General features: G+C 45.2%; 6 protein-coding genes and 1 tRNA gene. 5 read left to right on the plus strand and 2 right to left on the minus strand.

The window, feature by feature from the left end:
- Positions 1-291 precede the first annotated feature (291 nt).
- The 3 genes from QUB04_RS10570 (at position 292) to cheB (ending at position 6,193) form a co-directional block, all read left to right on the plus strand.
- Positions 292-2,175 carry a methyl-accepting chemotaxis protein gene (locus QUB04_RS10570; RefSeq protein ID WP_333143889.1) on the plus strand — a complete coding sequence of 628 codons (1,884 nt, stop codon included), beginning with the start codon at positions 292-294 and terminating at the stop codon, positions 2,173-2,175.
- Between the two features lie 273 nt (positions 2,176-2,448).
- Complete coding sequence (locus QUB04_RS10575; RefSeq protein WP_333284004.1) at positions 2,449-4,941, plus strand: hybrid sensor histidine kinase/response regulator; 2,493 nt, start codon at positions 2,449-2,451, stop codon at positions 4,939-4,941.
- Positions 4,942-5,104: 163 nt separating this feature from the next.
- Positions 5,105-6,193 carry a chemotaxis-specific protein-glutamate methyltransferase CheB gene (cheB, locus tag QUB04_RS10580; protein WP_333284006.1) on the plus strand — a complete coding sequence of 363 codons (1,089 nt, stop codon included), beginning with the start codon at positions 5,105-5,107 and terminating at the stop codon, positions 6,191-6,193.
- Positions 6,194-6,339: 146 nt separating this feature from the next.
- Here the strand turns inward: cheB and QUB04_RS10585 are convergent, their stop codons facing one another.
- Positions 6,340-6,726, minus strand: a complete 387-nt coding sequence (locus tag QUB04_RS10585; protein ID WP_015175702.1) for a response regulator — start codon at positions 6,724-6,726, stop codon at positions 6,340-6,342.
- Between the two features lie 741 nt (positions 6,727-7,467).
- Here QUB04_RS10585 and QUB04_RS10590 point away from each other — a divergent pair.
- A complete protein-coding gene (locus QUB04_RS10590) occupies positions 7,468-10,272 on the plus strand; it encodes a GAF domain-containing protein (RefSeq protein ID WP_333283959.1) in 2,805 nt (934 codons plus the stop codon).
- A gap of 101 nt (positions 10,273-10,373) precedes the next feature.
- A tRNA-Gln gene (locus QUB04_RS10595) sits at positions 10,374-10,445 on the plus strand.
- Positions 10,446-10,971: 526 nt separating this feature from the next.
- Here QUB04_RS10595 and QUB04_RS10600 read toward each other — a convergent pair.
- Entirely contained in the window at positions 10,972-12,477 is a 1,506-nt protein-coding gene (locus QUB04_RS10600; protein WP_333283961.1) for a serine hydrolase, read from the minus strand.
- Positions 12,478-12,495: the final 18 nt, after the last annotated feature.

Below are 12,495 nucleotides of genomic sequence, written 5' to 3' on the forward strand. Positions count from 1 at the left end.
CGATCGGCATCGCTACAATTCCAGCGATATTAACGGGAGTAATAACTTGTTTCTGGGCAAATCAGGACCTAATCTCAAATCAGCAGTGTAGTTAGTTGTGATTTGTGAGTTATTATTTGGGAGTTGTTATTTTTTCTTTAGTACCAATTCCCAATTCCCTATACTTCGGCTACGCGAGCGTACAATTTTCCAATTCCCTATATTTCGGCTACGCGAGCGTACAAGTTCCCAATTCCCTATACTTAGACTATGCGAGCGTACAAGTTCCCAGTAACCAATCCTCCGTAACCAATGATGAACAAATTTTTCCAAAAAATGCAGCACCGACTGCTCCTACTCCTAATTTTAAGTACCTTGATTCCAGTATCTCTGGTTGGTTGGTATGGAATTTCTTCTTCAACAGAAGCACTACAAAATTTAGCATTAATAACCCTTAGTGACAGTGTTAATTCCACCGCCAATCAAATGATTAACCAATTTGACAATCTGAGAGCCGATATTTTGTTTCTCCGCAAAACTCCCCCAGTTCAGGGAATGATTAGAGCTAGAGAAGGAAAGGGAGTAGACAAACAAACTAATTCAACTTATAAAGATTGGGTTTATCGAATGCAACTCACATTTTTATCGTTGATGGAAGCCAAGCCCTATTATATGCAATTGCGTTACATAGATAACAGCGGTAAGGAGATCGTGCGCGTAGATTCTGACGGCACAAATCTCCAAGTTATTCCAGATTCTCAACTACAAAATAAAGCAGACGCAGATTACTTTTCGGCAACTATGAAGCTAAAATCAGGAGAAGTCTATGTGTCTTCCTTAAATCTGAATGAGGAAAGGGGGAAAATAGAAATTCCTTACAAGCCAACCATTCGCTACGCCACTCCAATTTTTAATGCCAAAGGACAAAGACAAGGCTTTGTCATTACGAATGCTCTGGGTAGCACTTTGCTCGATATGGTTAAAAATTTTAATCCTGAACTATCAGACCAATCTTTTATCTTAAATCAAGATGGGTATTATCTGGCTCATCCCAATCCTCAAAAAGCATGGGGATTGGAACTCAAAACTAAGGAAAATGTCAAAAATGATTATTCAGGAGACATTGTTGCTAAAATACTCTCAGGTGGCAAGGGAAATATTGACAAGACGGATCTAGTGATTAGCTATAATACAGTTTTTCCCAGCCAGGAAAATAAAAATAAATTTTTAGTAATTGTGGATACTTCACCCAAAAGGTTGCTATTTTCTTCTATTGATTCTCTTCAGAAAATAGCAGCGTTTATTGCTATTGTTTCCCTGGCTGTGGTGCTGGGATTTGGCTGGTTTTTTTTGCAACAGATTGTTGCTCTCATTCGGGGGTTGATTTACCAAATATCGTCATTTTCACTGCAAATAGAATCTAATATGAATCGGCAAGAGCAAATAGCAGATCGGCAATTTGTCTCTGTCAATCAAACAACTATAACTCTAGAAAATTTGGGCAGATCTTCTCAGCAAACAGCCGAGCAAGCTGAGTCTGTTGCCGCTGCCGCTCGCCAAGCTTTAAATCTCGCCGAAGAAGGTACTAAAAAGGTAGATCAAACTCTCAATCAAATGCTGAATCTTAGAGAAGCTGTGGTGGCAATTTCTAAGCAAAATCATCGACTCGACGACAGCACGAGTCAGATTGGCAATATATCGACTCTCGCAAGTTTGGTTAGCGATTTAGCCAGCCAAACTAATATGCTGGCTCTCAACGCTGCTGTTGAAGCAGTCAGAGCCGGTGAGTACGGTAAAGGTTTTGCGGTGGTAGCAAGCGAAATTCGTAAGTTAGCAGATGAAAGCCAACAAGCAGCACAAAAGATTAATGGTATTGTTCCAGAAATTAAGGGCGCGATCGACTCTACGGTGAAAGCAACTGAAGATAGTCGCAAAACGGTTGCAGAAGGGGTGAAAACAGCACAAGATACGGCCGAAGCTTTTACGGGTGTGAGGGAAGCTTGCAATCTGGTGTTTGCTAGCAACCAGCAAATTTCTTTTAATGTTAAACAGCAGGCGAGCGCAATTCAGCAAGTAGGTGATGCCATGAGTTCTATGAAGGAATCCGCGTCTCAAACAGTCAGCGGCATTAATCAAGTTAAAATCGGTACTCAACAACTCACAGAAGCTGCATTTAATCTTAAAAAAGTAGTGTAGTCAGTAGTCAGTAGTCATTAGTCAGTAGTCAGTAGTCATTAGTCATTAGTCATTAGTCATTAGTCATTAGTCATTAGTCATTAGTCATTAGTCAGTAGTCAGTAGTCAGTAGTCAGTAGTCATTAGTCAGTAGTCAGTAGTCATTAGTCATTAGTCATTAGTCATTAGTCATTAGTCATTAGTCATTAGCGAGCGACTGAGTAGTCAAGAGAATTATCATTACCAATTACCCATGAGCAATGCTCAATTACCTATTACTCAAAAACATATATGATGATTGAAGATCAAGAACTTCGAGATGTATTTAAAGTCGCTAGTCAAGAACACTTACAGAAACTAGATGACGGATTGCTGTACTTAGAACAACATCCAGACGACTTCGCTCAGTTAGAACAATTGTTGCGGGAAACCCATTCTCTTAAAGGTGATGCTGGGATGCTGGGAGTAAAAAATGTAGCATCTTTAGCTCATCAAATGGAGCATATTTTGGGAGGTGTCAAGCGGGGAGAAACTCCACTAAATTCAGATATTAGCGATCGACTTTCGCAAGGTTTAGAGGCCATCCGCAAACTCGTTAACGAAGCCGTTACCGGCCAAGATTCCGGCATTAATACATTTTATATCCTCGCTAGCATGATGGGTGCTTCTAGTCAGTTACAGCCACAGGCGGCCGCCTCAATAGTAGAGCCATCATCTTCACCAGTACCAGAACAACCGTTGGTAGAACCGCAATTTACTGAGCCTCCTACCCAACAACCAGAAACCAACGTTGAAAATTCAGAAGTCGTTAACTTAGAGAAGAATTCCTCTTTTTTACCCCGACAATCCCAGCCCGAATTTCCACTGCAAGCTCACAACTTGCCTGCACCTTCTGAACCCGCCCCTGCGTCGGCGTCGCAGTCGGCAGTTACTGCATCCTCTACCTCATCTTACCGCATTGAAACCATTCGCGTTGCTACTCAAAATTTAGACGATTTAATGACTCAAGCAGGGGAACTTACTGTCACAAAAACTCGGCTAGGACACCGAGTTGCAGAGCTCGAACAAATTACAACTTTGTGGGAAGAGTGGAGCCGAGAATATTTTGTAACGAGCTTGACTCTCGATCGGATGCAAATAGATGAAAACGGTATTAAAGCCAACGGTAAGTTTAGCCAATTGCAGGATTACTATCAACGTACAGAAGAACGTTTGGAACGTCTCGGAACTTTAGTCAACCGCTTGAGAAATCGAGTTTATGAAGATACTGCCAGACTCGAATTAATCGCCGAGGCATTAGAATCAGGAATTCGCACTCTGAGACTGCTGCCTTTGTCTACTATTTTTAATTTATTTCCTCGAACTGTTCGAGACTTAGCGAAACGGGAAGGTAAAGAAGTTGCATTAGTGATTGAAGGAGGCGAAACTACAGCCGATAAACGCATTTTAGAGGAAATGAAAGACCCTTTAATGCACATGATTAGAAATGCGATCGACCACGGTATTGAAACTGTTGAGGAGCGGAAACAACTAGGTAAACCTCCCGTGGCTACTCTCCGAATCAAAGGCTATAATATTGCTAGCAATATTATTATTGAAGTTGCTGATGATGGTCGGGGACTAAATCTAGAGAGCATTAAACAAACGGCTGTCAAACGTAATCTTTGTACGCTTGAACAACTGGCAGAAATGACAGAAAATCAAGTACAATCTTTAATTTTTACTCCGGGTTTTTCGACAAAAAAATTTGTTACCGAAGTTTCGGGGCGCGGGGTGGGTTTAGATGTAGTTCGCACTAATGTTGAAGCCCTAAAAGGTAGTATTCAAGTAGAGTCTTTGCCGGGAAAAGGATGCACTTTGAGGCTGCAAATCAGCACATCTTTAGCTACAGCAAATGTATTAATTGTCGTAGTTGAAGACATTCCTTATGCTCTGCCAGTCGAGTTTGTAGACACGGCACAACAGGTGTCTCCGTCTGATATATTTGCTATAGAAGGTAAGGAAACTATACTTTCAAAGGGTCAGCCTCTGTCAGTTGCTCATCTGACAGATTTACTAGAATTAAACACTAGACAAGGCTGGCAAAAGAATCGGTATTTGAGACAGGAAACCGGGAGTGAAAGTCTGATAAAAAATCAAAAATACTTCGTAAATTCCACTTCAAAAATGCCTTGTATTGTTTTGAAAGTCGGGGAGGAAAGATTGGGATTATTTGTAGATGCTTTGATAGACGAACAGGATGTGGTGATGAAACCTCAAAGTCAATTGCTGAAACGGGTGCGAAATGTTTCGGGTGCCACCATTCTCGCTACTGGGGAAGTTTGTATGGTACTCAATCCCCACGATTTGATAAAATCTGTACGCCAGCAAGTTTCGTCTCGTGGGGTTGGGAGTGCGCGATCGCAACTTGAGACTGCCAGCAGAAAACAAGTTATACTATTAGCAGAAGACTCGATCGCCACGCGCACTCAAGAAAAACGCATCCTGGAAGGTGCGGGTTACGAAGTTGTGACTGCGGTAGACGGATTGGATGCTTTCCATAAATTGAAAACTCGCGATTTTGATGCTGTGATTTCTGACATACAAATGCCAAATTTAGACGGCTTGGCCCTGACTATTAAGATTCGGGAGCAAAAAGAATACAGTGAGTTGCCGATAATTTTAGTGACATCTTTGGCATCGGATGAAGATAAAAAAAGAGGTGCTGATGCGGGGGCAAATGCTTATATTCCTAAAGGTACTTTCAATCAAGATGTGCTGGTAGAGACACTAAAAAGGTTAGTGTAGTCATTAGTCATTAGTCATTAGTCATTAGTCATTAGTTATTAGCTATTTGTTATTTACTACCAATTAGCAAGGCCCAATGCCCTGTGTCTAGTGAAAAATTCCCCGTGCATGGATGCCGAATTTATCATTTCCCGTTCCCCATTCCCCATTTCCCAGCAAACTGATGTTATCGCCCATTAAACTATTGTTAGTTGAAGATTCTCCAGTAGTTACGCTCGTCCTCAAACGAATTTTTGAGTCCTCGCCAGACATCCAAGTTGTAGGAACCGCTTGCAACGGATTAGAAGGACTAGAATTAATCCCCAAACTTCAGCCCCAAGTAATCTGTACGGATTTGAACATGGTACCAATGAACGGGTTAGAATTTACGGAAGAAGTAATGAAGAAATATCCGCTACCAATTTTAGTAATTAGTGCTTCAGTGCAAGCGAATGATACTCAGAATGTATTTCAACTGTTAAAGGCTGGTGCATTGGATGTTTTTCCGAAACCGATTGGCGGGTTGGTATCTGATTACGCTCGCCTCGCCAATCAATTAATAGCTAAAGTTAAAATCCTCTCAGGAGTTAAAGTATTTACACGGCATCAAAAAAAGATGCCAACAGAATATAATAATAATCAAGTTGTAAAAATCAACCAAGCACCAGTTGCTAATTACAAGTTCTCCAACGAAAATGTTAAATCTCCAACTATTAAAGTATTGGCTATAGGGGCTTCAACAGGGGGACCGCAAGCACTGTACACGATTATTTCTAAACTTCCGGCTAGTTTTCCAGTGCCTATAATTTGTGTCCAGCACATCAGTGAAGGTTTTTTGCAAGGATTAGTTGATTGGCTGGGTAATGAATCGAAACTGCCTGTTAAGATAGCTTCTTTTGGGGAATTGCCACAAGCAGGGACTGTTTATTTCCCGCCCGAAAAACGTCATTTAGAATTGGACTCTCAAGGGCGATTTGTTTATTCAGAATCGGCTCATGTCGCGGGACACTGCCCTTCTGTAACGGTGACATTTAAGTCGGTAGCTAATTTTTATAGTCGGGCAGCAGCGGGGGTTTTGCTGACAGGAATGGGTAGAGATGGTGCTGACGGAATGTTGGCTATCGCCACACAAGGGGGGTTGACAATCGCCCAAGACGAAGCTAGCTGCATTGTCTTCGGAATGCCCAAGGAGGCGATCGCCCTCGGTGCCGCCCAATATGTTCTACCTGTCAGTGCGATCGCTCCCCTACTCCTGGCAAAATTAAAAATTTAGGACTTACCTCGCAAATAGTGCAGAATACCCCGCCCCCCGACTTGTTAAAGAAGTCGAGGCTCAGAGAGCGCGAACCCAACTTTTTAGTTAATTAATTACTCAAATTACTTCATTAATTACTCAAAACTGATTTTTTTTTATTCCGATTATTTGATTTTGATAAACTTACCAATTACCTCGCGTAACTTATCAGCATCAAAAGGCTTAGTTAAATACTCTGTTGCTCCCGCCAAACGCCCCTGTACCTTATCAAAGGCTCCATCTCGCGCTGTCAGCATTACGATCGGCAAATTCTGAAACTGAGGCAAGCTCCGCACCGTGCGGCAGAGTTCCAATCCGTCAATACCAGGCATCGAAACATCGAGCAACAAAACCGAAATTTGTTCGTGATAAATCGTTGACAAAGCATCCACTGCATTGTCGGTTACGAGAACTCGAAACTCTTTGCTTAAGGCCTGTTTAACAAGTCCTTGCATCACGACGCTATCATCAACTGCCAAAATAGTTGGTACTTGACTGCTACTTGCAGACATATTCTTCTCCCTGTTTATTTATAGTTGTTGAAAATACCAAACATAATTCCCGCCGTCATTTTTTGAGAGTTGTCTCTGTGCAATAATTGTCAACCCCGTTGGAGCGTTAGTTGAAACTTTAGCCCGGTTTTTTTTACCTCAAGCCCAAAAAAAGGGATTGGGAGAGTGGTCGATCGGCAATTACAACAGTTGCAAAATGTGCATCCGGGCCCATAAACCCTAAAAGGTCGAGTTTGAACAACTCTTGTTACAAAGTTTAACATCTTACCAATCTTTTGTAATTCATCTCCTAACTGTAGTTGAACGGTCGGAATCGGCACAGCTCGGTAAAGGACACTGGTATTGTGGCACAAACCCCTGATTTAAATCTACCAGCAAGCCAGCTACCCACGATTAGACAAGTCTGTTAAAATACAATTAAACTGATTAAAAAATTAAAGGTAAGCAATAGTCATATATTTGGGAAAGCGGCTTCCTCCCAACAGAGGCTCTTAGATTTAGAGAGCCGGAGGTATTCAAAAGCATAGTCAACTGGAAGTATAATTTATATAGTCTTAGATCTGGGGTGCTCTAACTCCCATAACCCAAAAGTTTCCAGATCAGTCAAGAGGTTAGTCGGAATTTGGCGCAAGCAGCCTGCGCCGAATTTGCGCCCACAGTCTCCCATCACACAATTCATAGCTTGTTTTTCTCGAAAGTATTGAGAAGGGCGGTTGCCAGCAACTAGACGGGCAGTTACACATGATGAAAGCACCCTTGCCTCTTGATAAAAAAGTGTTCAAGCTCCATAACATTGACTTGTATCAGCTTCTCGGCTCTGCTCCAGACGCTTGCTTGGACAATTTGGTAGGTTTGGCAGCTCAGCTTAGCCGAACTCCTATTGCTTTCTTGAGCTTGATTGACGGAAACCGCCACTGGTTGAAGTCGCAGCTAGGTATCGATCGAACTTTGGCCCACCGTTACCTGAATTTTTGCGCTCGCGCCCTGGATCAAATTCCCGAAGAGTTCGCAGTCGGCTCAAACTCAAACTCGGAATTTGACCGGGCAATTCCCCTGCAAAAACCGCCAGTTGCTCCCGAATTGGCGATCGAACTCCCTATAAATTCCTTTAAAGGACTGCCTGCAGCCATTGTTCGAGACGCTTCCACAGATGTGAGATTTGGCGAGCATCCGCTGATCGTTTTCTACCCCTTCGTGAAATTTTACGCCGGAATCCCAGTTGTTAGCTCAGATGGGCAGGTGCTGGGAGTGCTATCCGTCATGGACTCGGTGCCGCGAGACTTGACAAAAGAAACGATAGAAGCTCTCCAAGCTTTAAGTCGGCAAGTTGCGAGTTTGGTGGAGCTGCGCTGGCAATTAGTCAAAGCCCAGAAACAGTTGCCAGAGGTAGAAGATATCAGCTCGAACAGCCAGCAAATCTCGGAGTTAGTTCCTGGCTCTAACCGATCGAGCTGGTATGCGGTACATACGCCACAGAGTAGCAGGACAATATACGGAACAAAAAAGCTCCCGACGCTGGGGGAAACAGGCAAATCTCAATATGGGTGGGAAGCTTCAGCGGGCATCGGGCGCGCGGACGATACCCAACAAATCCGAGAAATCGTTGCCGGCCCCCGCGACACCTCGGATCGCCAACTAACGGCAGCATCCCTACAAGAGCGAGCTCGCTTGGGAACCCTGCAAGCTAAAGTCGGTGCAGCCCTCGGACAAGGCGGGAAAATATCGGTCATCCTCAACCGCTGCACCGAGGCAATGGTAGAGTACCTAGACGCCACAGGGGTGAGCATCTGGACTTTCAACCAGCAGACAGAGCGGTTAGAATTGCAGGCAAATTCAGGACTTAGCAGCCAAGAGTGGGCACGGGAAATAGAAGATTGGGTGCGAACAGAAGCCGGAAACCTCCAAACGGCTCCTGTGTGCCTACTGTCGAACCCGTCTCTCTGCGCCGCCTATCCGCTGATTGTGGAGGATCGGTTGGTGGGAGTGATGGCTCTGTGCAGTAACGCTTTGGCAAGCGAGGGAGCGCTAGAAGTTCTGGGCTGCATGGCTAACGCCATCGCCGTGGCGATCGATCGCGTCACTGCCCGAGAAGAATTGTTGAGCCGCCGCGAAGCCCTGCTCTTCGGCCTCGCCAGCCAGATGCGGAATTCCCTCGATCTCGACAAAATTTTAGATACGGCTGTCAACGAAATTCGCAGCTTGTTGCAGGTTGACCAGTGCTACTTTTTGTGGTATTCCATCTCGCGAGACGGGCAGCCAAGCTTTGCAATCACCCACGAAGCGGCAAATCCCGAACTGAAAGACCGGCTTACAGAATACCCGATCGAACAAGTAACCCTGCTGGCCGAGAAAATTTGCCACCGCCAAACGCTCCGGATCGGCGACGCTGCCACAGCACTGTGCATCGAACCGTCCACGCGAGCTTTTTTGAGCAGTCTCGGTATTGTTTCTAACCTGCTGCTGCCGCTCAAGACTCGCTCCGGTCAAATGGGTGCTGTAGTTTGCAACCATTACAGCAGCCACCGTTCCTGGGCCACGAGCGAAGTGGAATTGCTGCAAGCGGTGGTGGATCAATTGGCGATCGCGATCGACCAAGCCGAACTCTACGCCCAAACCCGCGCTGCCGCCTTAGCCGCTCAAACTCAAGCCCGCCAACTGACGGAAACATTGCAGCAGTTGCAGCAGAAAGAAGCTCAGCTCATCCAAAACGAAAAAATGTCCTCTCTCGGTCAAATGGTCGCCGGCGTCGCCCACGAAATTAACAATCCGGTTAATTTTATTTACGGCAACTTGACTTATTGCAAGCAGTACATGAAAAATCTGCTGGACTTGCTGCACCTGTATCAAAAGCACTACCCTGAGCCTTGCCCCGAAATACTCGACAAAAACGAAGAAATCGATGTTGAGTTCATAGTGCCGGATTTGCTGAAAATTCTGTCTTCAATAGAGATGGGAACTGAACGCATCCGCCAAATTGTCCTGTCTCTGCGGAACTTCGCGCGGCACGACGAAGCAGAGATGAAGCCGGTGGACATTCACGAAGGGATTGACAGCACGCTGCTGATTTTGCAGAGTCGCTTGAAGTCAAACGGGCTAGTGCCGGGAATTGAGGTCATTAAAGACTACGGCGACTTGCCGAAGGTAGAGTGCTATCCCGGACAGCTCAACCAAGTATTTATGAATATTTTGGCGAATGCGATCGACTCTTTGGAAAATCAGCCTCCGCCCAAGACGATCAAAATCTCGACGGCGGTGGTGAACCCAGACTCGGAGGCTGATGAGTCAGGAAAGTCGAGGGGTCAAGTTGTGGTGATTCGGATTCAAGACAGCGGGCCCGGATTGCCCGAAAAAGCTAAATGCCACTTGTTTGACCCTTTCTTTACCACTAAACCTGTAGGCAAGGGTACGGGGCTCGGCTTGTCTATCAGCTACCAGATAGTGGTGGAAAAACACGGAGGAAGTTTGAAGTGTATCTCGGAACCGGGACAGGGAGCGGATTTCAGGATTGAAATCCCGGTAGCTCGCCCCCGTGCGATCAAAGCATAAACCTGCGGGCGATCGCTTCCAAAAACATTTTTTAAATTTTCTTGTCAAAATGCTTGACAGATTGCTGTGTTTGAATGTTAAGATAGTGAAGGTTAAGACATTGGGGCGTCGCCAAGTGGTAAGGCAGCGGGTTTTGGTCCCGCCATTCAGAGGTTCGAATCCTTTCGCCCCAGTTAAATTGTGTCCGGTCAATCAATTGTTTAACTCATCGTTTAGAGTTAGGTCTTGGCAGACGAGAGACAAACAACTTCATTACTACTCACATCTTGCACCATTCTCAAGAACGGGCAAGATGCCCGTTCCACAAAGAGTAGATTTTCTTGTGGAACAGGCCGGAAAGCCTGTTCCTAAAAGACTAATTGATAAGGGTGCAAGATATAAGTTATATCAATTCCGGTTGCACCGGAATGATATAGCTTTGGTTGTAGGCCACCAATGGAAACAAGTAATATCAAATCCAGTTGCATTGCAATGATTAAACCGCTGTTGACGCAGAGAACACAGAGGAAAAGAACAGAGAGACGAATAATTCCGATGCTACCGGATTGCATCTAACCATCCTTGAGTTTTTCGACTAACAGTCAACAGTCAACAGCCAACAGTCAACAGTCAACACTCAACACTCAACACTCAACACTCAACAGTCAACAGTCAACACTCAACACTCAACACTCAACACTCAACCGGCCCTACTCCATATCACTGCAAAGTGCTGGGGCCACGAGCATTTAGCCGATCGAAAACGTATCGGGAAATTGCCGGAAATGCTGTTTCGTCCTTGGAATAAGCAGGATCGTCTGCGAAAACAACTAAGATATAAATGGCGCGATCGTCTAAAGTTCTGACAAATGCCGCTTCGCTGCGGGATTTGGAAGTATAGCCAACCTTGGAACCAAAATAAATATTAGGTGGTAAAGATTCGCCCAAAAATCCTTGTATCGAGTTGAGAGGGTCTTTTTTCCACGCCTTGGGGTCTAAGTCTCTCGTTAGCAAGTAAGCCATTTTGCGGCTGGCGACGCTGGAAACGGCTTGTCTAGTATAGATTTCATATATTAATCTGGCGGCTTGGTCGGTAGTTACTTGATTGCGAATCGGCACAGAAGCATCGCCCCGCAATTGCAAGTCGCGACCGATTGGCCCTTCTTGTCTTAAATAGTATATGGGATAATTTTTGGTGCTTATACGAAGATCATTGTAGCCGGCCGACTGGAAAAATGTGTTAATTTGAGTGCGCTTTTTCAGCCAGGTTTGCAACTCTTCTCCTGCGAGCCTGCCGCCGGATTTTGTATCTGTGATTTTGTCTAAAAGTCGGCTAGCAGCATCGTTATTGGAGACGCGCATCATTTGCTCTAGGTCGTTTTTAAAGGCAGATTCTCTTTGCGTAATGATGCCTTTTTCTATGGCTGCGTAAAACGCTGCCATCCAAAATAACTTGGCAACGCTAGCGGGAAATCGGAGAGTTTGATTTTGATATCCGGCAAATGTGTGACTTTGGGAATTGCTGACATCAAATAGGCTAATTGATAGCCGTTCAGCAGGCAGTCCTTTGCTGGTTGCAATTTTCACAGATTCATCAACAATCCCTTGCAATTCTTGAGAGTAAACTGGATTGGGAGGTGTTTTGATGTTGTAGCTAAAGGTAGGCTCGCTTTGACGATCGGCTAAATTTTCCGATGGTTCAATTGTCGGAGGCGAGAGTGTTTCTTGAGGCGACACGGCCTGTTGAGGCAATATGACTGGCGGTTCTGGGGGACGGCGAATTCTGAAGGGTATTGTGACGACCCAAAAGAACGCGATCGCCCCGGCAATTAAACACAAAATGTTACGGTATTTTAGCCGAGAAAATTTCGTCCTCACTCGGCGACGAGATGGCACTGGGCCTTCGCTGCTTTGGCGTCGGCGTCCGACGGGGCGCTGGCTGCTTTGGCGTCGGGATTGGATTAGACCTGTTGCATGAATCTTTGCTCGATCGGTCAACCGCAGATACAAGGCAGATGAACGCAGATTAACCCAGATAATTCCCAGAATTGAGAGCGACTTTTGCAAGAGGTCTATGGGGCGTCGGGTCGGGATTGGGCGACGACGAGATAGCACTGGGCGCTCGGTGCTTTGGCGTCGGGACTGGAATGGGCGCTCGGTGCTTTGGCGTCGGGACTCGATTGGGGGTTGCGGCCCGATGGGGCGGCGTCGGCGTTCTACTTGCATTACAGTTTTGTGCTATCA

This window comes from Microcoleus sp. D2_18a_B4 (assembly GCF_036702475.1).
Classification (GTDB): Bacteria; Cyanobacteriota; Cyanobacteriia; order Cyanobacteriales; family Microcoleaceae; genus Microcoleus.